The 26,946-nt window shown below is 61.2% G+C and carries 23 protein-coding genes; 10 read left to right on the top strand and 13 right to left on the bottom strand.

The window, feature by feature from the left end:
- Positions 1-192: 192 nt before the first annotated feature.
- From dctM to AC07S6_RS21600, 8 genes are all read right to left on the bottom strand, one after another.
- Positions 193-1,473 (bottom strand): C4-dicarboxylate TRAP transporter large permease protein DctM, encoded by a 1,281-nt coding sequence (gene dctM / locus AC07S6_RS21635; protein ID WP_495113009.1) that lies wholly within the window; start codon positions 1,471-1,473, stop codon positions 193-195.
- On the bottom strand, positions 1,473-2,105 hold the full coding sequence (locus AC07S6_RS21630; protein WP_495113008.1) for a TRAP transporter small permease: 633 nt from the start codon (positions 2,103-2,105) through the stop codon (positions 1,473-1,475). Before AC07S6_RS21630 ends, dctM begins: the two co-directional genes overlap by 1 nt.
- A gap of 200 nt (positions 2,106-2,305) precedes the next feature.
- Positions 2,306-3,289 (bottom strand): TRAP transporter substrate-binding protein, encoded by a 984-nt coding sequence (locus AC07S6_RS21625; RefSeq protein WP_495113007.1) that lies wholly within the window; start codon positions 3,287-3,289, stop codon positions 2,306-2,308.
- Positions 3,290-3,507: 218 nt separating this feature from the next.
- Complete coding sequence (locus AC07S6_RS21620; protein WP_197884185.1) at positions 3,508-4,323, bottom strand: HpcH/HpaI aldolase/citrate lyase family protein; 816 nt, start codon at positions 4,321-4,323, stop codon at positions 3,508-3,510.
- A gap of 14 nt (positions 4,324-4,337) precedes the next feature.
- A complete protein-coding gene (locus AC07S6_RS21615; RefSeq protein ID WP_495113006.1) occupies positions 4,338-5,531 on the bottom strand; it encodes a CaiB/BaiF CoA transferase family protein in 1,194 nt (397 codons plus the stop codon).
- A gap of 10 nt (positions 5,532-5,541) precedes the next feature.
- On the bottom strand, positions 5,542-6,891 hold the full coding sequence (locus AC07S6_RS21610; protein ID WP_495113005.1) for an MmgE/PrpD family protein: 1,350 nt from the start codon (positions 6,889-6,891) through the stop codon (positions 5,542-5,544).
- Positions 6,892-6,902: 11 nt separating this feature from the next.
- On the bottom strand, positions 6,903-8,066 hold the full coding sequence (locus AC07S6_RS21605; RefSeq protein ID WP_057975753.1) for an acyl-CoA dehydrogenase family protein: 1,164 nt from the start codon (positions 8,064-8,066) through the stop codon (positions 6,903-6,905).
- Between the two features lie 28 nt (positions 8,067-8,094).
- Positions 8,095-8,913, bottom strand: coding sequence for an HTD2 family dehydratase (locus tag AC07S6_RS21600; protein WP_495113004.1), 819 nt, complete (start codon positions 8,911-8,913; stop codon positions 8,095-8,097).
- 284 nt (positions 8,914-9,197) lie between these two features.
- Here AC07S6_RS21600 and AC07S6_RS21595 point away from each other — a divergent pair, with 284 nt between their 5' ends.
- The 3 genes from AC07S6_RS21595 to AC07S6_RS21585 all read left to right on the top strand — a co-directional run bounded on the left by AC07S6_RS21595 (position 9,198) and on the right by AC07S6_RS21585 (position 12,845).
- Positions 9,198-10,097 (top strand): LysR family transcriptional regulator, encoded by a 900-nt coding sequence (locus AC07S6_RS21595; protein WP_495113003.1) that lies wholly within the window; start codon positions 9,198-9,200, stop codon positions 10,095-10,097.
- A 116-nt stretch (positions 10,098-10,213) separates the two neighbouring features.
- On the top strand, positions 10,214-12,037 hold the full coding sequence (locus AC07S6_RS21590; RefSeq protein ID WP_495113002.1) for a serine hydrolase domain-containing protein: 1,824 nt from the start codon (positions 10,214-10,216) through the stop codon (positions 12,035-12,037).
- 16 nt (positions 12,038-12,053) lie between these two features.
- Complete coding sequence (locus AC07S6_RS21585) at positions 12,054-12,845, top strand: MipA/OmpV family protein (protein WP_492616073.1); 792 nt, start codon at positions 12,054-12,056, stop codon at positions 12,843-12,845.
- 137 nt (positions 12,846-12,982) lie between these two features.
- On the opposite strand, the gene AC07S6_RS21580 is transcribed toward AC07S6_RS21585, so the two are convergent.
- Positions 12,983-14,260 (bottom strand): ATP-binding protein, encoded by a 1,278-nt coding sequence (locus tag AC07S6_RS21580; RefSeq protein WP_054897953.1) that lies wholly within the window; start codon positions 14,258-14,260, stop codon positions 12,983-12,985.
- Entirely contained in the window at positions 14,261-14,968 is a 708-nt protein-coding gene (locus AC07S6_RS21575) for a response regulator (RefSeq protein ID WP_014718339.1), read from the bottom strand.
- A 157-nt stretch (positions 14,969-15,125) separates the two neighbouring features.
- On the opposite strand from AC07S6_RS21575, the gene AC07S6_RS21570 reads away from it, so the two are divergent.
- Entirely contained in the window at positions 15,126-16,325 is a 1,200-nt protein-coding gene (locus AC07S6_RS21570; RefSeq protein ID WP_495113001.1) for an MFS transporter, read from the top strand.
- Here the strand turns inward: AC07S6_RS21570 and AC07S6_RS21565 are convergent.
- On the bottom strand, positions 16,281-16,883 hold the full coding sequence (locus AC07S6_RS21565; protein WP_032892116.1) for a MiaE family protein: 603 nt from the start codon (positions 16,881-16,883) through the stop codon (positions 16,281-16,283). The two genes, AC07S6_RS21570 and AC07S6_RS21565, sit on opposite strands and share 45 nt — an antisense overlap.
- Before the next feature lie 149 nt (positions 16,884-17,032).
- On the opposite strand from AC07S6_RS21565, the gene AC07S6_RS21560 reads away from it, so the two are divergent.
- Positions 17,033-17,896, top strand: coding sequence for a universal stress protein (locus AC07S6_RS21560; RefSeq protein ID WP_105227000.1), 864 nt, complete (start codon positions 17,033-17,035; stop codon positions 17,894-17,896).
- A 134-nt stretch (positions 17,897-18,030) separates the two neighbouring features.
- On the opposite strand, the gene AC07S6_RS21555 is transcribed toward AC07S6_RS21560, so the two are convergent.
- Positions 18,031-18,498, bottom strand: coding sequence for a DUF1289 domain-containing protein (locus AC07S6_RS21555; protein WP_003190830.1), 468 nt, complete (start codon positions 18,496-18,498; stop codon positions 18,031-18,033).
- 396 nt (positions 18,499-18,894) lie between these two features.
- Between AC07S6_RS21555 and acnB the strand changes: the two genes are divergently transcribed.
- Positions 18,895-21,504, top strand: coding sequence for a bifunctional aconitate hydratase 2/2-methylisocitrate dehydratase (gene acnB / locus AC07S6_RS21550; protein ID WP_003190828.1), 2,610 nt, complete (start codon positions 18,895-18,897; stop codon positions 21,502-21,504).
- Positions 21,505-21,721: 217 nt separating this feature from the next.
- Here acnB and AC07S6_RS21545 read toward each other — a convergent pair whose 3' ends face one another.
- Entirely contained in the window at positions 21,722-22,999 is a 1,278-nt protein-coding gene (locus AC07S6_RS21545) for a serine/threonine transporter (protein ID WP_495113000.1), read from the bottom strand.
- A 342-nt stretch (positions 23,000-23,341) separates the two neighbouring features.
- On the opposite strand from AC07S6_RS21545, the gene AC07S6_RS21540 reads away from it, so the two are divergent.
- The 4 genes from AC07S6_RS21540 (at position 23,342) to AC07S6_RS21525 (ending at position 26,915) form a co-directional block, all read left to right on the top strand.
- Complete coding sequence (locus AC07S6_RS21540; protein ID WP_495112999.1) at positions 23,342-23,788, top strand: hypothetical protein; 447 nt, start codon at positions 23,342-23,344, stop codon at positions 23,786-23,788.
- Positions 23,789-23,975: 187 nt separating this feature from the next.
- Positions 23,976-24,929, top strand: coding sequence for a 2-hydroxyacid dehydrogenase (locus AC07S6_RS21535; RefSeq protein WP_495112998.1), 954 nt, complete (start codon positions 23,976-23,978; stop codon positions 24,927-24,929).
- Positions 24,930-25,058: 129 nt separating this feature from the next.
- Positions 25,059-26,126: a phosphotransferase family protein gene (locus tag AC07S6_RS21530; RefSeq protein WP_495112997.1), complete on the top strand. Its 1,068-nt coding sequence runs from the start codon at positions 25,059-25,061 to the stop codon at positions 26,124-26,126.
- A 21-nt stretch (positions 26,127-26,147) separates the two neighbouring features.
- The gene (locus AC07S6_RS21525; RefSeq protein WP_495112996.1) at positions 26,148-26,915 is read left to right on the top strand and encodes an SDR family oxidoreductase; all 768 of its coding nucleotides are present in this window, start codon (positions 26,148-26,150) and stop codon (positions 26,913-26,915) included.
- Positions 26,916-26,946 lie beyond the last annotated feature (31 nt).

Genomic DNA, 26,946 nt, shown 5'->3' with positions numbered 1-26,946 from the left:
GCCGCCATCGCAGGCAAGCCAGCTCCCACATTTGGATCGCGGCGCGTCAGTTAGATCAGCGTCCGCCGTCGGGTAGTCACGGGAGCAAGCTCCCTCGCCACAGGGCCTGCGTCGTCCCTGAGTTATGTAGATACCTATGCCCCGATGAGGAAGTGTCTGACCCACCGCCATCGGGGCAAGCCCCCTCCCACCCTACATTCCGAGCCACTGCGGCAGCGCGAGGAAAATGAACGGCAAGTACGTCACCATGATCAGGAACACCAGCAAAATCATCAGCCACGGCATCGCCGCGCGAATAGTCTGCCCCAATGTCAGCCCGGTCACCGCCGAGGTCACGAACAGGTTCAGCCCCACCGGCGGGTGCACCAGGCCGATTTCCATGTTCACCACCATCACAATCCCCAGGTGAATCGGATCAATGCCCAGCTTCATCGCAATCGGGAAAAAGATCGGCGCCAGGATCAGCACAATGGCCGAAGGCTCCATAAAGCTGCCGGCAATCAGCAGCACCACGTTGACCATGATCAAAAAGCCAATCGGCGTCAGCCCTTCCGAGATTACCCACGCGGTAATTTGCTGGGGGATCTGTTCGGTGGTCAGCACGTGGGCAAACAGCATGGCGTTGGCGATGATGAACATCAGCATGATCGACAAGCGCCCCGACTCCAGCAGCACCTTGGGGCAGTCGCACAGCTTCATGTCCTTGTAGACGAACAGCGCGACGAATGCTGAATACACGGCCGCCACTGCCGCCGCTTCGGTCGGGGTGAACATGCCGCTGTAAATGCCGCCGAGGATGATCACCAGCAGCAACAGGCCCCAGAATGCCCGGCGTGCACAGCTCAGCCACTCACGGAATGTCGCCCGGGGTTGCGCCGGCAGCTTCTTGATGCGGGCGACGATATAGATCGCGACCATCAACATCAGGCCCAGCAACAAGCCCGGAATCACCCCGGCCATGAACAACTTGCCCACCGAGGTTTCGGTCGCCGCCGAATACACCACCATCACGATCGACGGCGGAATCAGAATGCCCAAGGTCCCGGCATTGCAGATGATGCCCGCACCAAATTCCTTCGGATAACCGGAGCGCACCATGCCCGCCACGGCAATCGAACCCACCGCTGCCACCGTGGCCGGTGACGACCCGGACAGCGCTGCAAACAGCATGCACGCCAGCACTGCGGCAATCGCCAGGCCACCGCGGATATGCCCGACACAGGCGTTGGCAAAGTCGATCAGCCGCTGGGCCACGCCGCCGGTGGTCATGAAGGCACCGGACAACAGGAAAAACGGAATCGCCAGGAAGGTGTAGGCATCGCTGGTTTCAAACAGTTTGATCGCCAGGGAACTCACCGAGTCCTGGCTGAACATCAAAATCGACACCGCACCGGACAGCCCCAGGGCAATCGCAATCGGCACGCCCAGGAACATGAACACGAACAACAGCAAAAACAGACAGAGCACGGCCATCAGTGACGCTCCTCATGGCTGCCGGCCAACTTGCTGGCCTCACCGGCCTCGTCGGCCAACCCCAACCCGACCTGGCGGTGGGTAAAGATGCGGTAGAAAATTTCCAGGTAGCGGATCAATACCAACGCAAAGCCAATGGGCACGATCACCACGATGTCGCCGACATCGATGCCGAACTGGTCGAGGTCTTCGGCGCCGATATGCGCGGTCATCACCGCACTTACCCACTTGTAGCTGGCCACCATGAACAGCCCGGCATAGGCCAGGCAGCACAGGCAGGCGAGCATGCCGAGCAGACGCTGCACCGGGCGCCGGGTCAGCCGCACCAGCGCGTCCACACCCAGGTGGCCAGCGGTGCGCACGCCGTAGGAAATGCCGAAGAAAATCAACCAGCCGAACATGGCCTTGGTCAGCGCCACACTCCAGGTCATCTCTTGGGCCCAGGTCATGCTGCCGTCGCCCAGGGCATTGAAGAAGGGGCTGCTCCAGGCCCATTTGTCGGCCAGGGCAAAGAACAGGGTGTAGACGTTGTTGAGCATGACGTAGACGAATGTCACCAGGGTCATGGCGGCCAGCAGGAAAGCGATAAAGCCTTCCTCCAGGTGCTCCCAGACGCGCCTTAGCGTTTGCATGGCAAAACCTCGCGAGGCAGAGATAGGTAAAAGCCAGGTCAACCTGCTAGATCGTTCCCACGCTCCGCGTGGTAATGCCGCCCCGGACGTTCCACGTCCTGTATCACGCTGTGCGTAAGGCGACGCGGAGCGTCACGAGATGCATTACCACGCTGAGCGTGGGAACGATCAGTCGCGGGCAAGCCCGCTCCCACAGGGGATTACTGGTTGGAAGCGTCCGCCGCCTTGATCAGGTCTGCCCCAATCTCGCCTTCGAACTTCTGCCACACCGGGCGCATGGCTTCGCGCCACAGCGCACGTTGCTCGGGGGTCAGTTCGATGATTTCGCTGGTCTTGGCGTCGATGATCTTCTGCTTGGCCGACTGGTTCAGCGCTTCGGCCTGCTTGTTCACCTCCACGGTGACCTCGGCCATGATCTGTTCCAGGGTGCTGCGCACATCCGGCGCCAGGCCATTCCAGAACTTCGCGTTGGTGATCACCATGTAGTCGATCAGGCCATGGTTGGACTCGGTGAAGTACTTCTGCACTTCATTGACCTTCTGGCTTTCATAGTTCGACCAAGTGTTCTCGGTGCCATTCACGGTACCGGTCTGCAGGCCCTGGTAAACCTCGGCAAAGCTCATTTTGCGCGGGTTGGCGCGGATCGCCTTGAACTGTTCTTCGAGCACACTGGAAGCTTGCACGCGGAACTTCAGGCCACGGGCGTCCTTGGGTTCATGCAGGGCCTTGTTGGCAGAGAGTTGTTTGAGGCCGTTGTGCCAATAGGCCAGGCCGAGGATGTTTTTATCCTGCATCGAGGTCAGCAGTTGCTTGCCCTGGGCCGCCTGGAAACGGTCGACGGCGGCCAAGTCGTTGAACAGGAACGGCAAGTCGTAGATCTGCACTTGCTTGGTGTAGTGCTCGAATTTGGCCAGGGACGGGGCCAGCATTTGCACGTCACCCAGCAGCAATGCTTCCATTTCTTTGCCATCGCCAAACAGCGACGAGTTCGGGTACACCTCGACCTTGACCTTGCCGGGCAGGCGCTCTTCAGCAAGTTTTTTGAACAGCAGCGCGCCCTGGCCTTTGGGGGTGTTTTCGGCCACCACGTGGGCGAACTTGATCACAATCGGGTCTGCCGCCTGGGCCAGGCCAGCGGTAAACAAGGTGGCGGCGCACAGCAGCGCCCGGGAAAGCTTGAGCATGGGAATCACCTTCTTATTGTTGTGTTTAAGGCAAGGTGCCTGATGTAACGCGTGTCGTGAATTTCGAATTTTAGATACCTGCGTTCGGCCTGGCCGAACGCGCCCAGTGTGGGAGCTGGCTTGCCTGCGATAGCGGTGTGTCAGGCAACACAGACATTGACTGTCCTGCCGCTATCGCAGGCAAGCCAGCTCCCACACTTTGTTCCCGGTTTTGTCAGTTACAGTTGCGCGGCCAGCAGCCTTTGAGCGCGCAGCAACACCGGCGCATCCACCATCTGCCCATCAATCTGATAAGCCCCTGCCCCATGGGCGCCCGCCTCCACCACCCGCCTGGCCCAGGCCAGCTCTTCAGCGCTCGGCGCCAGCGCGGCATGGATCACCGCGACTTGCTTGGGATGAATGCACAACGCCCCGGCAAAACCCATCTCATAGGCGTGCCGGATCGAACGGTGCAGGCCTTCTGGGTCGTCGATGGCCGGGTGCACGCCGTCCAGCGGCGCCGCCAGGCCCGCGGCGCGCGAATGCACGATCAACGCCAGGCGCGCCTGGTCGAGGGCCAATTCGGCGGCACGGGAGTGACTGCTCAGGTTCAGGTCCAGCGCCAGGTCCAAGCCACCGAACGACAGGCGCTCCACCTGGGGCGCCTGGGCAATCTGCGCCAGTGCCAGCAAACCGCGTGCGCTTTCGATAATCGGCCAGATAGCCTTGCCGGTCGCGGCCACCACCGCCACCTGGGCCGCGCTTTCGACCTTGGGCAGCAATACCCCGGCGACATTTGCATGGGCCTTGCAGAACGCCACGTCCTCAAAATGCTCGGCATGTTGCGGCGCGTTGATGCGCACCCACACCTGGGCCTCAGGATGGGCGTGCAGGAACGCGCCCAGATTATCCCGGGCCTGACGTTTGAGCGGCTCTTCCACCGCGTCTTCAAAATCCACAATCACTGCGTCGGCGCCGCTGGCCAGGGCCTTGGCAAACCGCTCCGGGCGGCTGCCCGGCACAAACAGCGCAGAACGTACTAAAGGCTTTGGCATCACTTGATTCCTGATTAGATAACGCCGCGCTCGCGCAGGTGGTTAATGGCCTCAACGGAGTAACCCAACTGGTCGAGGATGCCTTGGCTGTGTTGCCCCAGCGCTGGAACGCCGTCCATGCGCGGGGTAAACGCAGCGTTACGGGCCGGTGGCAGCAGCGACGGCAACGGCCCCGCCGGGCTGTCGACGTCGCGCCAGCTGTCGCGGGCCTTGAGTTGCGGGTGGTCCCACACGCCTTGCATATCGTTGACCCGGGCGCTGGCAATTTGCGCGTCTTCCAGGCGCTGGATCACCGCCTCGACGTCCAGTTGGGCAAAGCGCTCCACGATGATCTGGCGCAGCACCTCGCGGTTGGCCGAGCGCTTGAAATTGGCGCTGAAGCGTTCGTCCATGGCCAGCGCCGGGGTGAGCAGCACTTTGTCGCAGAACGCCGCCCATTCGCGCTCGTTCTGCAAGCCGAGCATCACCGTGCCGCCGCCCCCGGTGGGAAACGGCCCGTAGGGGTAAATCGTCGAATGCGCGGCACCCGCACGCGGTGGCGGCGGCGCGCCGTCGAAGGCGTAGTACATCGGATAGCCCATCCACTCCACCAGGCTTTCGAGCATGCTCACATCAATGCGGCTGCCCTGGCCGGTTTTGCCGCGCAGCAGCAGCGCCGACAGAATGCCGCTGTAGGCGTACATCCCGGCGGAGATATCCGCGATGGAGCAACCGGCCTTGGCCATCTGCTCTTCACCTGGGCCACCGGTCACCGAGAGAAAGCCGCCCTCGCTCTGGATCAGCAGGTCGTAGGCTTTCTTTTTCTCGTAGGGCCCGCCTTCACCGTAGCCGGAAATATCGCAGACGATCAGGCGTGGAAAGCGCACGTGCAGCGTCTCGAACGATAAGCCCATGCGCGCTGCCGCGCCGGGGGCAAGGTTCTGCACCAACACATCGGCATCGGCCAAAAGCGCATCCAGAATAGCGCCCGCCTCGTCCTGCTTGAGGTCCAGGGTCAGGCTTTCCTTGGAGCGGTTGGTCCAGACGAAATGCGACGCCAGGCCACGCACCCGCTCGTCATAGCCACGGGCGAAGTCGCCGGTGCCGGGGCGCTCTACCTTGATGACCCGGGCACCGAGGTCGGCCAGCTGGCGCGTGCAAAATGGCGCGGCAATCGCGTGTTCCAGGCTGACGACGGTGATGCCGTCCAGCGGTCGTTGTTCAGTCATGACAAATCCCTCAAAGCCAATGGGCCATGGACGCGGTAGTGCGCAGGTTCCACACCTGCTCGATCAGGCCTCTGGCCTGGGCCGGGGTGCGGGCGCCGCTGAAGTGGGCCAGGCGCTGGAACTTGTCCGCCAGCTCGGCACGGCTCAGGGTGTTGCCCGGGTCGCCCTTGGGTTCATCAATGGCACCGTGCAGCGTGCGGCCATCGGTGGTGGTGACGGTAACGCGGCCCAGCCAGCGTTGCGGGTAGGCGTTGTCGACTTCGGGGTCCAGGCTCATGCAGACCTTGTCGCGAAACGCCGCGACCGCAGGATCGGTCAACGCCAGCTCATGGAATTCAGGCAAACCGGCTTTGCCATGCACAGCGATCAGCCCAAGCACCGTGCCCATGGAAAATTTGGCCTGGTGCACGGTGGCCGGCACCGTCACTCGGCCGAGTACGTCAATGGCGCCTTGGTGCACGTGGGTTTGCACCTGGGAAATCTGCGCAGCGCTCAGGCCTTCACGCTGCATCACGTCCAGCAGCGCATCGGCAGCAGGATGGGTGTGGCGACAGGAGGCGTGGAATTTGAACGAGGTTTCCACCAGCGCCCAACGGCTGCCCAGCTCGGAAGACAATTTGCCCGGTTGGGCATCACTGGACATACCGGCCGCCAAACCTTGCTCACCTTCAAGGATATTGCGCGCGCCGGTCAGCCCATCGGCCGTAAGGTAAGCCGCCAGCAAGCCGTCCGCCGCCGCTTTGGCCGTGTGCAGTTGCTTGGAGTCGGCGGCATCGCGCAGAAACTCCCACAGCCCGGCAGCCTGGGTGCCGGCGCTGCCGAGCAGGTTGATGAATTGTTCTTCGTTGAAATCGAGCAACTTGCCCACCGCGACCGCCGCCGCCAGGGTGCCGACCGTGGCCGTGGTGTGGAAGATGCGGTAGTGCGAGCGGCCCATGAACTCACCGATGCGAATCCCCGCCTCGTAGCCGGCCACCGAGGCCAGCAACAGTTCACGGCCAGACTTGCCGAGGTCCTGGGCAGCCGCCAACGCGGCGGGAAACACCACGGTGGCCGGGTGCAGCACGGAACTGTTGTGCAGGTCATCCTGCTCCACCAGGTGTGAGGAGGCGGCGTTGACCAGTGCGGCGAAATACGCGCTGGTGCCGGTGCCGTTGACGATCATCTGGGCCGGGCCGCTGCTCGGGCCCATCTTCTGCGCGTAGCGTTCAAACAAGGGGATCGGGTGCGCGCCTTGGCTGGCCAAGGCTGATGCGAGCCAATCCAGGTACAGCTCTTCGGTGCGCGCCAGCACGGGCTCGGGCAATTGTGAGTACGTCAGCTCGGCCAGGAACCGGCACAGGGCTTGGGTATGATGCATGCTCAAGGCCCTCAGAAGCTGCGTGGCAATTCGAGCAAATGCTCGGCCACGTAGGACAGGATCAGGTTGGTGGAGATCGGCGCCACCTGGTACAGGCGGGTCTCGCGGAATTTGCGCTCCACGTCGTACTCGCAGGCAAAGCCGAAGCCACCGTGGGTTTGCAGGCAGGCGTTGGCCGCTTCCCAGGACGCCTTGGCCGCCAGGTACTTGGCCATGTTGGCACTGGCCCCGGCGTTTTTGCCGCTGTCGTATTCCTCGCAGGCACGCCAGCGCATCAGGTCGGCCGCTTCGATCTCGATATGCGCCTCGGCAATCGGGAACTGCACGCCCTGGTTTTGCCCGATGGGCCGGCCAAACACCACACGGTCGCGGGCATAGGCGCTGGCCTTTTCGATGAACCAGCGGCCGTCACCGATGCACTCGGCGGCAATCAGCGTGCGCTCGGCATTCAGGCCATCGAGGATGTATTTGAAGCCCTTGCCCTCCTCGCCAATCAGGCTGTCCAGGGGCAGCTCCAGGTTGTCGAAGAACAGCTCGTTGGTCTCGTGGTTGACCATATTGGCGATGGGCTGCACGGTCAGGCCGTTGCCGATGGCGTGGCGCAGGTCTACCAGGAAGATTGACATGCCTTCGGATTTTTTCTTTACGTCGGCCAAGGGCGTGGTGCGTGCCAGCAGGATCATCAGGTCGGAATGCTGTACCCGAGAGATCCAGACTTTCTGGCCGTTGATCACGTACTTGTCGCCGCGCTTGATCGCCGTGGTCTTGATCTTGGTGGTGTCGGTGCCGGTAGTGGGTTCGGTGACGGCCATCGACTGCAGGCGCAATTCGCCGCTGGCCAGCTTGGGCAAGTAGAAGCGTTTTTGCGCTTCGCTGCCGTGACGCAGCAGGGTGAACATGTTGTACATCTGGCCGTGTACGGTGCCCGAGTTGCCGCCGCAGCGGTTGACTTCCTCAAGGATCACCGAGGCTTCGGCCAGGCCCAGGCCGGAACCGCCGTATTCCTCGGGGATCATGGCCGACAGCCAACCGGCGTCGGTCAGGGCCTTGACGAAGGCTTCGGGGAAGCCTTTTTCTTCATCGATCTTGCGCCAGTAAGCGGCATCGAACTCGGCGCACAAGGCGCGCACGCCTTCGCGGATGGCCTTGAGTTCTTCGTTGTCATGGGCATTCATTAACGGCTCTCCGCCTGTTGTTATCGGGTTATTCGAAATGCACTTGGGCGGTCTGTGCCAGGCCTTCAGTGTTGCCAGCCCAGAGTTCTGCGACGCCGGTTGCGGTGATGCGCCCGCCGACCTCAAAAGGCTGTGGCGCAATCAGTGGGCGCACGCCGCGATAGGCAAAGCGGCGCAGGGTCGCCTCAGGGTGCGCCCGGCAGAACGCACGCAGGTTCAAAGTGGCGATCAGCGGGCCATGCACCACCAGGCCGGCATAGCCTTCGGTACCGGTGACATAGGGGTAGTCGTAGTGGATGCGGTGGCCGTTGAACGTGACGGCGCTGTAGCGGAACAACAGGGTCGGCGTCGGCTCGACGGCCTCTGTCCATTCGCCCCGGGCCAGCGCGTCGCCGCTGCCAGGCTTGGGTGGCGTGGGTTCGCGGTAGACGATGTCCTGTTCCTCGCGGATGGCCAGGCGCCCTTCCTGGGAGTAGTCATGGCGCACGGTGACAAATAGCAGTGAGCCGGTGCGCCCGGTCTTTTCTTCGACCTGGGTGATGGTCGACACGCGCGTAGCCGCCTCGCCAGCCCGCAGTGGCTGCAGAAATTCAACACGCCCTCCGGCCCACATGCGATTGCGGTTATCGGCCGGTGGCAGGAACCCGCCGCGTGCCGGGTGGCCGTCGCCGCCCAACGCCACCTCCGGCAGCGGGTCCTGGAAAAAGCACCATTGCCACAACGCAGGCACAGCGTCGCCGTCGGCAGGCACCTCTTCACCTAACGTCGCGGCGATGCGCTTGAGCAGGTTATGGCTCAGGTGGTCGTGGGCGGTCTCACTTCGGCCGATCCAATCAGTGGCGCTCATCGGGTGCAGGTCCTCAGGCAGTGGGTGTCTGCCGTGGATCATGCAAGGGCCTGCCCGTTCTGAGAATTTGCATTTCAATAAACCAGCGTTCGGTTATGCTGAACGCTAACAGCCACACCGTGAACCAATGTGGGAGCTGGCTTGCTGTGGCGAGCAAGCTTGCTTGCGCTGGGGTGCGTAGCGCCCCCAAAAAAGCCGGCTCCAGCTGCGCTGTCGAGCGGGAGCAAGCTCCCTCGCCACAGCAAGCCAGCTCCCACAGGAAACCTGTTGTCCGGGAGTTTTGCATGCACTTCGATCTCGCCGACCTGCGCCTGTTTATCCATATCGCCGAATCCCCCAGCCTCACCCAGGGTGCCAAGCGCGCCTTCCTCTCGCCGGCTGCCGCCAGTGCGCGGATCAAGGCCCTGGAAGGCCAGCTCGACACGCGCCTGTTGTACCGCGACAGCCGGGGCGTGGAGATCACCCCGGCAGGCGAGCGCCTGTTACACCATGCGCGGTTGATCATGCGCCAGGTGGATTACCTCAAAAGCGAGTTCACCCAATACGGCGTGGATTCGGCCGGGCATATCCGTATCTTCGCCAACACCACGGCGGTCACCGAGTTTTTGCCGGAGGTCTTGGCAGGCTTTCTGTCACAGCGCCCGGGCGTCACCGTCGACCTGCAGGAGCGCCTGTCGCGGGACATCGTGCGTGGGGTGCTCGATGGCACCAGTGACATGGGCATCATCGCCGGCCCCGTGGAAGCCTCCGGCCTGCAAGTGTTGCATTTCAGCACCGACGAACTGGTGCTGATGGTACCCGTCGGGCATCCGTTGGCCGACCAGCCTTCGGTGACCCTTGAGCAGACCCTGGCGTATCAGCATATCGGCCTGCATGAAGGCAGCACGCTGTTGAGTTTCCTGCGCGAACACGTCGAGCGTCTGGGCAAGCAATTGTCGCTGCGTATCCAGGTCTCGAGCTTCGAGGCGATCTGCCGGATGGTCGAGGCCGGCGTGGGCATTGGCATCATTCCAGAGTCCGCCGCCCTGCGTCACAGCCGCACCATGCAACTGGTGACGGTGAAACTGGACGAGCCCTGGGCGATTCGCGAGCGCAGCATCCTGGTACGCGAGCTGGAAGCGCTGCCGGGGACCATTCGCGCCCTGATCGCCACGTTGATGCCCGCCCCCCAGGGCAAATCCTGATGTTTTTGTAAGCGGCCGTTAACAGTCTTTGACAGTTTCCCGACAAAGCACTCAAAGATTCCAAGCCCTCGCCGCCCTAGCATTCCAGCATCCAAATCATCATTCGGGTGCTCTCGATGTTTCGCAGACTGCGCGGTATTCCGCTCTTGGGTTGCCTGTTGGGCAGTATCGGTTGCCACTCGCAACCGCCTGTCCCGCCGCCGATTCAAAAAGGCGATTACGGCGCAATCATCCGCTACCTGCAAACCCGCATTCCCCAGGAGATGGCGCGGGACAATGTGGCGGGATTGTCGATTGCCCTGGTCAATGGCCAGGAGCTGATCTGGGCCCGCGGCTTTGGCCTGGCTGACAAAGACCTGGGGGTGCCGGTCACGCCCAATACCGCGTTTCGCGCAGGTGGCATCTCCAAGCTGCTGAGCGCCACGGCAGCGCTGCAACTGGTGGAGCAGCAACACCTGGCGCTGGATGCGCCAATCCAGCAGACCCTGCGTGAGTTCTACGTGCGCTCCCGCTTTCACAGCGATCAGGCCGAGGCGGATCGAGCGATCACCTTGCGGCGCTTGCTCAGCCATCAATCCGGCTTGCCCAGCGAGCACCTGCGCGACCTGCGCAGCACCTATGCCATGGGGCAGATGCCGATGCGTGTGTCGGGTGTGTGGCTGAGCAGCCTGCCGGGTTCCCAGGTGGCGTATTCCAACCTTGGCTATGCGTTGGTGGGCGCCGCCATTGAGCGCAGCAGCGGCAAAAGCTTCGAAGCCCAGTTACAAAGCAGCCTGCTCACACCCTTGCGAATGAACCAGTCCAGTTTCCTGGGTACCGGTGCGCAAATGAGCTATCGCGCCCACGGCTACGAGGATGGCAAGGCCAGCACCGACCCCCAGGTGCGTGACCTCGCCGCCGGTGGCCTGTGGACCAGCCCCAAAGACCTCAGCCGCTACGTACGCATGCTGTTTGCCAAGGGCACCTACAAGGGCAGCCAGATCCTCGGCAGCACGTCTATCGACGCCATGTTTACCCAGCAAAACACCGGCAATGCCTTGGATTTCGACTGCCAGATGGGCTTGGGCTGGTTCTTGGCGCCCTGTGGTGACGAGCCCATCGGCCCCGGTGTGCGCACCTACCAGCACAGCGGTGGCGGCGACAACTTCGTGGCCCAGTTGACCCTGCTGCCGGATCAGCAACTGGCCGTGGTCATCATGGCCAACGACAGCAACGCCGAAGACATGGTGGTGTCGCTGACCACCGACAGCCTGCGCCTGATGCTCCAGGCTCAGACCGGCAAGCCCGTATGCGCCGATGACTGCCAGGCCCCCAGCCACGGCCTCAAGCTGCGCCATGTACCGGCGGCGGTGGATCGCAAGCGCCTGGCCGGCTTCTACGCGACCGCCTGGGGCGTGTTCCGCATCAGAGATGAGCATGCGCGCTTGACCGGTGAACTGGCCGGCTACGATTTCCAGCTATTACGTGATGAGCAAGGCTGGCTGCGGGCGCAGAAAAAGATACTGGGGTTCTGGCGCAAGGACCTTGGCGAGTTGGGCCGCGTGCAGCTGGATGTGGTCACGGTACAAGGCCGCCAAATGCTCACCGCCCGCAGCCATGGCCAACGCATTGCCATCGGCGAACGCATCGAGCCGCCGCCCTTGTCCGCCGCCTGGGCCAACACGGTCGGCACCTACCAGGTGCTCAGCAGCCATGAACCCGACGCGCCATTGAGTGGCATCAGCGTGCGCCAGGAGGACGGTTTCCTGGTGATTCGCGGCCAATTGCACGGCGAGCCGTTGACCGACTACATCCTGCTGCCCATCGACAACGCCCATGCGGTGCTGGCCGGCAACGGCTACGGCCTGGGCGATACCGTCAGCCGCCAGGTCAACGGCCTGAGTGCTTCGGGCTACTCGTTCAAACGCACCCATTCACCCCACACACCCTTGAACCTCTAACCAGGAAAACACCCTGATGCACTCAAAAAACCTGTGCCTGTCATTGACCTCACTGTGCCTGCTCGCCGCCGCCGATACGGCGCTTGCCGAAGACTGGCAATACAGCCTCAAGGCCGGCATGGCCAACGCACCCCGCTACAGTGGCAGCGACGAACGTATGACGGCGCCTGTGCTCGGTGGCAAAATCATCAGCCCCTGGGGCGTCTTCCTCGACACTGATACGGGCTTGGGCTGGGGTTACGAAGGTAATGCCCTGAGCTTCAGCGCATACGTTGGCGCAAGCGATTCGCGCAAGGATAAAAATGAAAGCATGCATGCCGGCTCCAAACGCCTCAAAGGCATGGGCGAGATCAAGTCACGTCCGCAATTGGGGGTGAGTGCCGCCTACAACCTCGGCGGTGTGATCATCGGCGCCACCCTGGAACATGCGCTTGAAGAAGATAAACACAAGGAAACCGGCAAGGCTTTTACCCACCTGGAGTTGAGCCTGGGTACCAATCTCTATGAAGGCCGCTACGGCTCCGTCGATGCCGCCATCAACAGCCACTTCGGTGACCGCAACTACCTGCAAACCTGGTACGGCGTGACTGCCGACCAGGCCACCCGCAGCCGCTTCAAGGAATACAAGGCAAGTGCCGGCAATATCAGCAATGGCATGAACCTCTCATGGAGCGTGCCGATCAACGAACACACGCAGTTCTCGACCCTGCTCGATGTGCAATACCTGGCGGATGAAGCAGGCAAGAGCCCGATTGTGGAGCAGCGGCTGCAAGCGTCGGTGTTGGGGGAGCTGCAGTACACCTTCTGATCTGACTTGCCCTCTGTAGGAGCGAGCTTGCTCGCGCAAAACTCGCAGGCGCCGCGTTTATCCAGAAAACACGCGTTATCGTTGAGGTTTTTCGCGAGCAAGCTCGCTCCTACAGGATGGCATTAGGGTAAGCCCCCTTACTCGGCGTATGCCCACGTCATTCGAAACGACGCCCCGCCCCACTCCGAATCCTGCACTTCCACCTGCCCGCCGTGCCACTGGCTGACACGCTTGACCAGCGCCAGGCCCAGACCAAATCCGCCTGTGCGGCGGTCGCGGCTGGCGTCAAGGCGCAGGAAGGGTTCGAATATCTTGGTGCGACCCTCCAGCGGTACCCCCGGCCCATCGTCGTTGACCCGCACTTCGTAACCGCTGCCAAACTTGACCAGCGACACTTCCACGCGGCGATCGGCATAACGAATCGCGTTGCGCAGCAGGTTGATCACGGCCCGCGCCATAAAGCGTGGCTCGATCTGGATAACGTCCACCTCGCAGGTGCGCAACGACAACTGCACCCCTTCCGCTTCGGCCTCCAGGGCCACGCTGCCGATCACACTGTCGAGCCAACTGTGGGCCTCGATATGCTCGCGGGTGACCTGGGTCGCGCCTGGCTCAAGGCTGGCATAGGTCAACAGCTCGGAGACCATTTCTTCCAGTTCACCGAGGTCGGCGTACATGTCGTTGATCAACGCTCGGCTTTGCCGTGGGTCGCTCTGCTGCCTGAGTTGGTCCAGCTCGAATGACAGCCGCGCAATCGGTGTACGCAATTCGTGGGAGACCGCGTTGGTGAGTTCGCGCTGGTTGGCGATCAAACCTTCGATGCGCTCGGCCATCTGGTTGAAGTGCCCGGCCAGTGAACGCACGGTGGAGCGAGTCGGCAGCAAGATGCGCGAGCCCAGGTCATTGTCACCGAAACGTTGCGCTGCCAGGCGGATGTGCTCCAGGTCGCGCCAGTGTGGACGCACCCAGAAATACAGGACGATGGCCAGGCTCACGCCCAGGAAAGCGTAGGCCCAGAGGTACAACCACTTGGGTTCCTCCGGCAATCTGATTTCGAGCAGTTGCGGGCCGTCGTCGATAGGCGCAAGAAATTTCATGAAGTCCTCGCGCACCACTACCTGGCCAGCCGCCAGGAGTTTCTGTTCCCGTTCGCTCAAATCCTGGGTGTCGCGCTGCACCAGTTCGAGCCGCAAGCCGTAATGCGGTTGCAGTTCGTCCAGGCGTGCCTGGCGCGCCTCTGCCTGCACGGGGCGCAACTGTTCCACCAGGGCCCACGCCGGGCCGCGCAGGGCTTCACGGTTATAGGTCTCGTTGGACTCGGGCATGTAAGCGTCCAGGCCGAAGTTGACCAGCCAGATCGACCCGGCCAGGCCGAGCGCGAGAATCAAATAGAGGCGCAGGTACAAGCGCAGCATCTACACCTCCCACGCGAACGGGTTGAACAGGTAGCCCTTGCCCCAGATGGTCTTGATGCACACCGGCTCGCGGGGGTTGTCATTGAGCTTGCCGCGCAGTTTGCTGATGTACACGTCTACGCTGCGGTTCAGCCCGTCAAAGGCAATGCCGCGCATGCGGTTGAGGATGTCGTCGCGAGAGAGAATCTTGCCCGCGCTGCTGGCCAGCAACCACAGCAACTCGAACTCCATGGTGGTGAGGTCAATGGTCTCGCCGCCCAGGCGGACCACCCGGCAACTGCGATCAATCGACAAGCGGCCAAATTCCAGGGCACCGCGCACGGTGGGCTCGGGTACCTGGCGGCGCTGCAGCGCACGCAGGCGCGCCAACAACACCGGCGGTTTGATCGGCTTGATCACGTAGTCGTCAGCACCGGACTCAAGGCCAAGGATATGGTCCAGGTCATCTTCCTTGGCGGTGAGGATCACGATGGGCGTGTCCGACACGTTGCGAATCTCGCGGCAGACATGCAGCCCGCTCTGACCCGGCAGCATCAGATCGAGCACGACGATCTTCGGCTTGAAATCCAGGAACGCCGCCAGGGCTTCATCGCCCCGGTATACCACCCGTACCTCGAAACCATGCTGCGACAGAAAGTGCGAGACCAGCCCTGCCAGCTTTTCATCGTCCTCAACGAGCAGGACCTTGCCCAGACCCAGGTTTTCCATAAGTTCTCAGTGTGGATGCGCGGATTGAAATGGGGCCATTATAGGTGGCAAGCTGGCCGACAGAGGTGGCTGACCAGTCCCCAGCGAAGAAGCTTCATGCTTTTAAGAGTTTTTAACAAATAGCCTGCACTTTTTAACGCCATTGACAGGGAGTTCCATGCGCAAGGATTACCTGGCGTTCTTCATTTCGCTGTTCCTTTCACGGCTGGCCGACCAGGTTTTGCTGTTTATCGTGCCACTGATCGTGTTCCAGACCACGCAAAGCGTGTCGTGGGCGGGGTTGGCGTTTTTTGTCGAGTCACTACCGCGCTACCTGGCGTTTCCGGTGTGCGGCGCGTTGTGCGACAGGTTTTCACCGGTGCGTATCCTGCATATCAGCCAGGTGTATCGGGCCTTGGCCTGCGTGGTGGCGATGGCGCTGTATGGGCTGTTCGACGGTATCCATTGGCTGGTCATGCTGTCCGCGGTATGCGGCATGTTGACCACCCAGGGCATCATGGCGCGGGAAGTGGTGATGCCGCATATCTTCGGGCAGTACACCTACGCCAAGACCTTGTCCTATTCGCAGATCGCCGACCAGGGCGGACTGGTGCTCGGGCCATTGGTGGCGGCGCTGATGCTGGAAGTCTGGGCGTGGCCATGGGTAGTGCTGGGCGTCGCCGCGCTGTTTGTACTGGCAGACCTGGCGATGCTGATCTGGCAGCGCAACACCACGGTGGACCTGCACATCCATGAACAACAGCCGGGTAACTGGCTGCAACCCCTGCGCACCGCTTTTGGCCACATCCTCAACCGGGTGGAGTTGAAGCGCATCATCGTCCTGGCGGTCGGTGTGAACCTGATGGTCGGCGTGACGCTGGCCACCTCGGCGGCCATGGTCACCGGCCACTACGCAGCGGGCAAAGACGCCTATGCCCTGCTGCAAGCCGCCGGGGCGCTGGTGACAATCGCGATTCTGTTCTACCTGGCGCATTCATCACTGAAGCTGAAGGTACTGGGCGGGTTGTCGTACTCGATGATCACCGTCGGCGCGCTGATCACAGCGCTCAGCCCCGGCGTGTGGGCCTACACGGTGGGGTTCCTGCTGCTGACCGGTTTCGACAAGATGTTCAACGTGTACCTGCGCAGCACCCGCCAACGGGTGATTCCGGTGCAGGACTTCGGCAAGACCGTTGGCGTGATGACCTTGCTCAACAACCTGGCCCAGCCCTTGGCGGGCTTGATGATTGCCGTGTTGGCAGCGCCTTTGGGCACGCCAACGGTGATCCTGCTGCTGACCGGGATCACCGCCTCGATCGGTGTGGCCGTGGCCTCAGGCTGGCACGCCACTGTGAAAGCGGAACTCGACGTCGGGTGATTCGATCAGGTCCTGCTCGGTGGCCCGCACCCGCTCGATCACCTGGGCGATATCCTTGGCGTCGCCGTACTGGTATGCCAGTTTCAAGTAGCCCTGGAAGTGCCGCGCCTCGCTTTTGAGCAAGCCGAAATAGAACTTGCCGAGTTCTTCGTCCAAATGCGGCACCAGCGCTTCGAACCGCTCGCAACTGCGCGCTTCGATAAAGGCGCCCACCACCAGGGTGTCTACCAGCTTGACCGGCTCATGGCTGCGCACCACCTTGCGCAAACCCGAGGCATAACGCCCGGCGTGCAGTTGACGCAGTTCGACCTTGCGCTTTTTCATCAGGCGCATGACCTGCTCGTGGTGCACCAACTCTTCGCGGGCCAGGCGCGACATCATGTTGATCAGGTCAACGTGGCCGTAGTACTTGGCCATCAGGCTCAAGGCGGTGCTGGCGGCTTTGAATTCGCAGTTCTTGTGGTCGATCAGCAGGGTTTCCTGATCGGCCAACGCGGCCTGGACCCAGGCATCGGGGGTGCGGCAGCCGAGGAATTCATGGATTTCGGGCAGGTTCATCGGGCTCACGGGCAAAGGATCACAAAAGGGCGCCGATTATACCGACCCCGCCGCAGACCACCAGCCACCGGCCTTGATGTGTATCAACATGACGGCTGCCGGCCAGCAACTATAGTTAACCAACGCCCGCCCTTTTGGAGATCCCGACCATGCAAGCCATCCGCAGCATCCTGGTGGTCATCGAGCCCGAGCATTCGGAAAGCCTGGCCCTCAAGCGTGCCAAGCTGATTGCCAAAGTGACCGACGCGCACCTGCACTTGCTGGTCTGTGACAAGAAGCACGAGCATTCGGCGCTGCTGAGCCTGCTCAAGGAGGGCTTGAAAGAAGACGGCTACAGCGTCACCACCGAGCAGGCCTGGAACGACAGCCTGCATGAAACCATCATCGATGTGCAGCAAGCCGAAGGCTGTGGCCTGGTGATCAAACAGCACTTCCCCGACAACCCACTGAAAAAAGCCCTGCTGACCCCGGCGGACTGGAAGTTGCTGCGCTACTGCCCAACGCCGGTGTTGCTGGTCAAAACCGCCACCCCCTGGGCGGGCAGCGTGATCCTGGCGGCCATCGACGTGGGCAACGCCGACGGCGAACACCGCTCGCTGCACAATTCGATCATCGACCATGGCTTTGATATCGCCAGCCTCGCCAAAGCGCAGTTGCATGTGATCAGCGCTCACCCCTCGCCCATGCTGTCGGCGGCAGACCCGACCTTTCAGCTCAAGGAAACCATCGAGGCGCGTTACCGCGAGCAATGCAAGGCCTTCCAGGCCGAGTTCGACGTGGACGACAGGCACCTGCATATCGAAGAAGGCCCGGCCGATGTGCTGATCCCACATATCGCCCATCGGTTGCAGGCCGCGGTGACCATTATCGGCACGGTGGCGCGCACGGGGATTTCCGGCGCGTTGATCGGCAATACCGCAGAAGTGGTGCTGGATGCGGTGCAAAGCGATGTGCTGGTGCTCAAGCCGCAGACGCTCATGGATCATCTGCAAGAGCTGGCGACCAAGCCCTGACACCGACCTTCAGGCAATGTGGATCAAATGTGGGAGCTGGCTTGCCTGCGATTGCAGTGGGTCAGCTGGCGCATTTGCTCCTGATACACCGCTATCGCAGGCAAGCCAGCTCCCACATTGACCTCGCCAGTCAGTCAACCCAGCGCATCTTTCAAGAACCCCGGCGCGATATAGCGCTGGTAATGCGCCTCGGACAAGATAAAGAACTCGCGATCAATGGCATCGCGCAGTTCAGGCAGCGCCCAGTCGCGAAACTCCGGCAACAGCACCATGCCATAGGCCTCCAGGTTATTGATCACCCGGGCCCCACGGGCGATCAACTGATAGGCCCAGCAATACTCGGACTGGTGTGGCACAAAGCGAATCTTGCGTTGCTCCAACTGCCCGCGCAGTGTCTTGGGGTCGAAAACCTCCACTTTACCGGCCATGACCTGCACCAACAGCTGCTCAAGCCTGAGCCAGACCGCACGTTTTTCTTCTTCGTTATAGCCATTCCACTGGATCACTTCATGGTGGAAGCGCTTGCATCCACGGCACACGAGATCGCCGTAGACCGTGGAACACAGGCCGACGCAGGGGGTCTTGATGGTTTGGTTGGGCATGAGCAGCAACACGCAAATCAGCGAAACAGTGCGCCATGTTAGCCCTTTGTCTAAGGTTGATCACCCAGCAAACTTGAGTAGGCAACTTACCTTTAGATTTTTTTTGCCGTAGAATCACCCGGCCTTGTAAGGCGCCAATAATCCGCTGGAAGCTGTTTTCAAAGCGTCACGAGCACAGTCGTTCCTTCAGAACGGTGTTGGCGCAGGTTCGACCCGGTAGGTCAGAGCCCGCGCCAACCCTCATCAGCTCCGTTCTGCAGGCGTAAAACTTTGAAAGCAGCTTCTGTAAAGGAATGCCGGCAGCGCTGGCTTTGCGGCCCAAAAAGCCCCTGAGCGCATGCGTGCCGTTCATTTCTGGATGAGCGTCCCGTGGGACCACTGATGAGGGTAATAACTGTGCTTGAAGCCTACCGCAAACATATCGAAGAGCGCGCAGCACTGGGTATCGTTCCCCAGCCGCTTAACGCCGAACAAACCGCAGGCCTGGTCGAGCTGCTGAAAAATCCTCCGGCTGGCGAAGAAGAATTCCTCGTTGACCTGATCACCAACCGCATTCCACCAGGCGTTGACGAAGCTGCCTACGTAAAGGCCGGTTTCCTGTCTGCCCTGGCCAAGGGCGAAGCCACTTCCCCCCTGATCGACAAGAAACGCGCTGTTGAACTGCTCGGCACCATGCAGGGTGGCTACAACATCGTGACGTTGGTCGAGCTGCTGGACGACGCCGAACTGGCACCCGTCGCGGCCGCCCAACTCAAGCACACCCTGCTGATGTTCGATGCGTTCCACGACGTCGCCGAAAAAGCCCGCAACGGCAACGAGCACGCCAAAGGCGTGATCCAGTCCTGGGCTGACGGCGAGTGGTTCCGCAACCGCCCTACCCTGGCCGACAAGATCAGCCTGCGCGTCTTCAAGGTCACCGGCGAAACCAACACCGACGACCTGTCGCCTGCGCCTGACGCCTGGTCCCGCCCTGACATCCCGCTGCACGCCCTGGCCATGCTGAAAATGGCTCGCGAAGGCATCGTGCCGGACGAGCAAGGCAAGACCGGCCCGATGAAGCAGATCGAAGAGATGCGCGGCCAAGGCTTCCCGATCGCCTACGTGGGTGACGTGGTCGGTACCGGTTCGTCGCGTAAATCGGCAACCAACTCGGTACTGTGGTTCTTCGGTGACGACGTGCCTTACGTGCCGAACAAGCGTGCTGGCGGTTTCTGCTTCGGCAGCAAGATCGCTCCGATCTTCTACAACACCATGGAAGATGCTGGCGCACTGCCAATCGAATTCGACGTCACCAACATGAACATGGGCGACGTGATCGACCTGTACCCGCATGCTGGCAAAGTCTGCAAGCACGGCACCGACGAAGTCCTGACCACCTTCGAAATGAAGACCCCGGTGCTGTTGGACGAAGTTCGCGCCGGCGGCCGTATCCCGCTGATCATCGGCCGTGGCCTGACCGACAAGGCACGCGCTGAGCTGGGCCTGGGCCCTACCGACCTGTTCAAGCTGCCTGAAGCGCCTGTCGACACCGGCAAAGGCTTCACCCTGGCACAGAAAATGGTCGGCAAGGCTTGCGGCCTGCCAGAAGGCAAAGGCGTTCGTCCTGGCACCTACTGCGAGCCGAAGATGACCACCGTGGGGTCCCAGGACACCACCGGCCCAATGACCCGTGACGAACTCAAAGACCTGGCGTGCCTGGGCTTCTCGACCGACCTGGTGATGCAGTCCTTCTGCCACACCGCGGCTTACCCGAAGCCGATCGACGTGACCACCCACCACACCCTGCCTGACTTCATCATGACCCGTGGCGGTGTATCGCTGCGTCCAGGCGACGGCATCATCCACAGCTGGCTGAACCGCATGCTGCTGCCGGACACCGTCGGTACCGGTGGCGACTCCCACACCCGTTTCCCGATGGGCATCTCGTTCCCGGCCGGTTCTGGCCTGGTCGCGTTCGCCGCAGCCACTGGCGTAATGCCACTGGACATGCCGGAATCGATTCTGGTGCGCTTCAAAGGCAAGATGAAACCTGGCATCACCCTGCGTGACCTGGTGCATGCCATTCCTTACTACGCGATCCAGGCTGGCCTGCTGACCGTAGAGAAGAAAGGCAAGAAGAACGCCTTCTCTGGCCGCATCCTGGAAATCGAAGGCCTGAACGACCTGACGCTGGAACAGGCTTTCGAACTGTCCGACGCCTCGGCTGAACGTTCGGCTGCCGGTTGCACCATCAAGCTGTCCAAAGAGTCCGTTACCGAGTACCTGAACTCCAACATCACCCTGCTGCGCTGGATGATCGGCGAAGGCTACGGCGATGCACGCACCCTGGAACGTCGCGCCCAAGCGATGGAAGCCTGGGTTGCCAACCCGGAGCTGATGGAAGCCGATGCCGACGCCGAATACGCCGAAATCATCGAAATCGACCTGTCGGAAATCAACGAACCGATCCTCTGCGCGCCAAACGACCCGGACGACGCCCGTCTGCTGTCCAGCGTCGCTGGCGAGAAGATCGACGAAGTGTTCATCGGTTCGTGCATGACCAACATCGGTCACTTCCGCGCTGCCGGTAAGCTGCTGGAGCAGGTCAAGGGCCAGCTGCCTACCCGTCTGTGGCTGTCGCCGCCGACCAAGATGGACGCGCACCAACTGACCGAAGAAGGCTACTACGGCATCTACGGCAAGGCTGGCGCACGTATGGAAATGCCAGGCTGCTCGCTGTGCATGGGTAACCAGGCACGCGTTGAGCCGAACTCCACCGTCGTGTCGACCTCGACCCGTAACTTCCCGAACCGCCTGGGTGATGGTGCAAACGTCTACCTGGCATCGGCTGAGCTGGCGGCAGTCGCCTCCACTCTGGGTCGCCTGCCGACCGTCGAAGAGTACATGGGCTACGCAGCGAAACTGGACACCATGGCCAGTGACGTCTACCGCTACCTGAACTTCGACCAGATCGCTGAGTTCCGCAAGATCGCAGCAAGCGCCAACATCCCGGTGATTCAAGCTTAACGGTGTGTTGATGTGAAGAACGCCGCGTATCGCAAGGTACGCGGCGTTTTTTATGCCTGGAATTAACCTTTACTGCCAACACAAAACAAATGTGGGAGCTGGCTTGCCTGCGATGACGTCAGTTCAATCACCTCTCTAGTGACTGATACACCGCTATCGCAGGCAAGCCAGCTCCCACACTTTTAGAGCCGTGCAGTCAGATAGACCGCATCAGGGCTCAAGCAACCAGCGAATACACCAACGCCGTAATGGCAACCAAGCCAACCGCAGTCACAAACACATTCGACGCCTGCCCACGGTACTTGGCCATGGCCGGCACCTTGCGGATCGCGTACATCGGCATCAGGAACAGAATCGACGCAATCACCGGCCCACCCAGGGTCTCGATCATGCCGAGGATGCTCGGATTAAGCGTGGCGACGATCCAGCACACCACCAACATGAAGGCGGCGGTCATGCGGTCCAGGGTCTTGGGTGCCGGGCGGCGACCGGTCTTGACCACCAGGCCCTTGAGGCCTTCGCTGGCGCCGATGTAGTGGCCCAGGAACGACTTGGCAATCGCCACGAACGCAATCAACGGTGCGGCAAAGGCAATCGTCGGGTTATCGAAGTGGTTGGCCAGGTACGACAGGATCGACAGGTTTTGCGCTTTGGCTTCGGCCAACTGCGCGGGCGACAGGGTCAGCACGCAACTGAACACGAAGAACAGCACCATCGCCACCATCAACAGGTGCGCGCGGGACAGGATCTGCGCGCTGCGCTCCTCGGCGTGTACGCCGTACTGGCGCTTCTGGTCCACCGCAAAGGCCGAGATGATCGGCGAATGGTTGAACGAGAACACCATCACCGGAATCGCCAGCCACAGCGTGTTGAGCAAGGCTGAAGGCGCGGGGACTTCACTGGCGGTGCTGAGGATGCCACCGGTCCAGTGCGGCACCAGATACACCGCCAGGAACAGCAAGGCCACAATAAACGGGTACACCATCAGGCTCATGGCCTTGACGATCACCTGCTCACCGCAACGCACCACGGCCAACAGGCCCAGGATCAATACAAACGCCAGGATCGCCCGAGGCGGCGGCAGGATGTGCAGTTGGTGCTCCATGAAGCTGCTGACAGTATTGGTCAGCGCCACGCTGTAGATCAGCAGGATCGGGAAAATCGCAAAGAAGTACAGCAAGGTGATCAGTGCACCGGCCTTGATACCGAAATGCTCTTCAACCACGTCGGTGATGTCGGAACCTTCGCGGCCGGACAGCACGAAACGGGTCAGCCCACGGTGGGCAAAGAACGTCATCGGGAAGGCCAGCAACGCCAGGATCACCAGCGGCCAGAAGCCCCCCAGGCCCGCGTTGATAGGCAGGAACAAAGTACCGGCGCCAATGGCGGTACCGAACAGCCCGAGCATCCAGGTAGTGTCCTGGCGGCTCCAGCTTGTGAGCGTTGCAGGTGTCGTTGCATAGCGTTCGTCGACGCTATTGGCCTGATCATTCATCCGGTCGGATCTCCGCATTCACACGGCCAGCACGAGTCAGAAAAACCTGACAGGCAGCGCCCTGGCCGAAACAAGGGCCGGATTGTCCGGGATTCTCGTGGAGAAGCAAAGACTTAGCTGAGGAATGGTTATGCGGTGCAGCTGTTCAAGGCTGGCGTGATCGGGGGATGTATAGGAATGATGAGAGGTATCAATACCAGCGCCTTACTTCTACGCCTATAAACAGGAAAGAAGAATCCTACGCTGAATTCAGAAAGAGCCTGCTTCCAAATTATAAGTTCACGATTAAAACAGAGCCGGATTTGCGCCCATTAAAGCCAACAACAGTCGAGGCACCTTAATATGAGTACAGGTACGCTCTTCAAATCGCTGTTAATCCCTGCAGTGCTAACGATCACGTTCTTACCAAACGCAGCCACAGCACAGACGAGTGTCGAGCCTTCCGCAAAACCTATCGCCATCACCCCCGACAACGCAGTCTTGTTGACCGTATTTCTCAAACATGATCAATCGCGGCCATTAAGTGAGTTGAAAACTCAATTGGCCAAACAGGAATTTCATAAGGTATTCCCGCCTGCCGGTGTCGAAGTCGTCAGCTGGAACATCACCATGGGCATCGGCCAGGTCGTCGTGCTACGCCTGCCGGCTTCGCGCTTGGCCGAGGTCAACTTGGCAATCGAGAACACCGCGTGGGGTGCCTACAAGACAGAATTCTTTCCAACGTACGATTTCATGCCGATAGCAAAAAGGGAGCAAGCCCAGGCGCGGCAGAGCAGTGCTGCTCAGTAGCTGACGCCTGCGCCTAAGCGCCCCGCTCCCTGATGTACCGTGCGCCGCTCGGCCTTTATGCCGTTCTGCGCACTCTCTAAAGCGGTCCCGGTCCACGATACAAGAAATTTTTCCTCCCCTTTTAAAACGCTCCACCTTACAAATCCCGCATACTCAAGCGCTCAAACCCTTCAGGAAGAGCCTTGCGATGCCCACCACTGTCCTGGTCCTGGTTGAAACCATCAACGAATACCTGCAAATCATCGAGAGCAACGACTTTCATGTGATCCTGGCGCCGACGCCTACTGAACGCGCCCAAGCGATCAAGACCCATGGTGGGCAGATTCAGGCCGTGCTGACCCGCGGACCGCTTGGGTTGTACGCCGAAGAGATCGCCGCGTTGCCATTACTGGAGATCATCTGCGTGATCGGTGCCGGCTACGAACATGTGGACCTGCAAGCGGCAAGCAACCGCGGGATAGTGGTGACTAACGGTGCCGGCGTGAACGCACCCTCGGTGGCCGATCACGCCATGGCGTTGCTGTTGTCGCTGGTGCGCGCAATTCCCCAGACCGACGCCGCTGTTCGCCGCAGCGAGTGGCCGAAGGTCATGCGCCCTTCCCTGGCCGGCAAACAACTGGGCATTCTCGGGCTGGGGGCCGTGGGCATGGAAATCGCCAAGCGCGCCGCCCTCGGGTTTGGCATGGAAGTGAGCTATCACAACCGCCAACCTCGCGATGACGTGGATTACACCTACTGCTCAACGGCCGTCGAACTGGCGCGCACTTCGGACTTCCTGATCCTGGCCACGCCCGGTGGGGCCGGCACTCGCCATCTGATCGATAAACATGCGCTGGATGCGCTGGGGCCCAATGGCTATCTGGTGAACATCGGCCGTGGCAGCGTCGTGATCACCGCCGACCTGGTGGCTGCCCTGGAGCAACGGCGTATCGGCGGCGCCGCGCTGGATGTGTTCGACGATGAACCCAAGGTGCCCGACGCCCTCAAGCGCCTGAGCAACACCGTCCTGACCTCCCATGTGGCCGGCCTGTCACCAGAGGCTGCCCATGACACCGTGCAGCGGGTGGCCGACAATCTGGTGGAATACTTCGCCGGCCGTCCAGTGCTCACACCGGTCGCGCTGCCAGCGCCCGCAAAATGACCAATCAGGCACGCTGATCACCCTTCAACACGCTAACCTATTAAACCGCCCCGACCTTGTCGCTGGGCGGCTATGCGCATTAGATTAGGAAATAGTCCAAGGCCTTTAGAATAAGCAGAAGGGATAAGCATGGCGCTGAACGACCAATCGACCCAGATTCGCGCAGGCGAAGAACTTGATGCCAGCCTGATCGATCCCTACCTCAAAGCTCATATTCCGGGCCTGAGCGGTACCGTCAAAATCAGCCAGTTCCCTGGTGGCGCGTCGAACCTGACTTACCTGCTGGAATACCCCGACCAGGAATTTGTGCTGCGTCGCCCGCCGTTTGGTCACAAGGCCAAGTCTGCCCACGACATGGGCCGCGAATACCGCATTCTCAACCAGCTCAAAGATGGCTTCCCGTACTGCCCCAAGGCTTATGTGCACTGCACCGATGAATCGGTGATCGGCGCCGAGTTCTATGTGATGGAGCGCGTCAACGGCATCATCCTGCGTTCCGACCTGCCGGCTGAGCTGGGCCTGGACGCTACCCGCACCGAAGCCTTGTGCAAGAGCTTTATCGACAAGTTCGTCGAACTGCACCAGGTCGACTATCACGCCTGCGGCCTGGCCGACTTGGGCAAGCCTGAAGGCTACGTGGCGCGGCAGATTCGCGGCTGGGGCGAGCGCTATGAAAAAGCCCTGACGCCCGATGCGCCAAGATGGGAGGCGGTACGCGCCTGGCTCAACGACAAGATGCCTGCCGACCACCCCACCTCCAGCATCGTGCACAACGACTACCGCTTCGACAACGTGATCCTCGACCCGCACAACCCTATGCAGATCATCGGCGTGCTGGACTGGGAACTGACCACCCTGGGCGACCCGTTGATGGACTTGGGCAACACCCTCGCCTACTGGATCGAAGCCGCGGACCCGGCGCCGGTGCAACTGATGCGCCGCCAGCCGAGCAACGCCCCCGGTATGCTCACCCGCCGCCAGTTTGTCGACTACTACGCCGAGCGCTCCGGCATCCAGATCGACAATTTCGATTTCTATTACACCTACGGCCTGTTCCGCCTGGCCGGGATTGTGCAGCAGATCTACTACCGCTTCTTCCATGGCCAGACCCAGGACAAACGCTTCGCCCAGTTCATCCACATGAACAAACTGCTGGAGCAGATGAGCCTGAATGTCATCGGCAAATCAGCGCTCTGAGTGCAACTACAAGGAACCCTCATGTCCAAGACCAACCTGTTCGACCTCGATGGCAAGATTGCGTTTGTTTCCGGCGCCAGCCGTGGCATCGGTGAGGCCATCGCCAAGTTGCTGGCCCAGCAAGGCGCCCATGTGATCGTCTCCAGCCGCAAGCTGGAGGGTTGCCAGCACGTGGCCGATGCGATCATCGCCGAGGGCGGCAAAGCCACGGCCATTGCCTGCCATATTGGAGAAATGGAGCAGATCACCCAGGTGTTCGCCGGCATTCGTGAACAGTTCGGCCGCCTGGATATCCTGGTAAACAACGCCGCTACCAACCCGCAGTTCTGCAACGTACTGGACACCGACCTCGGCGCATTCCAGAAGACCGTTGACGTGAATATCCGTGGTTACTTCTTCATGTCGGTGGAAGCCGGCAAGCTGATGCGCGAGAACGGCGGCGGCAGCATCATCAACGTGGCCTCGATCAACGGCATCTCGCCGGGCGTATTCCAGGGCATCTACTCGGTGACCAAGGCCGCCGTGATCAACATGACCAAGGTGTTTGCCAAGGAATGTGCGGCCTTTGGAATCCGTTGCAACGCGCTGCTGCCGGGCCTGACCGATACCAAGTTTGCCTCGGCGCTGGTCAAGAATGATTCCATCCTGAAAATGGCCCTGGCCCACATCCCGCTCAAGCGCGTGGCCGACCCCAGCGAAATGGCTGGCGCGGTGCTGTACCTGGCCAGTGATGCGTCGAGCTATACCACTGGGGTTTCGCTGAATGTGGACGGTGGTTTCTTGTCCTGACGCCCCAGGCGCCATCGGTGGCAGACGGGGC

The organism is Pseudomonas sp. GW821-FHT07B01, assembly GCF_059419065.1.
This window is presented reverse-complemented; position numbering and strand designations above follow the sequence as displayed.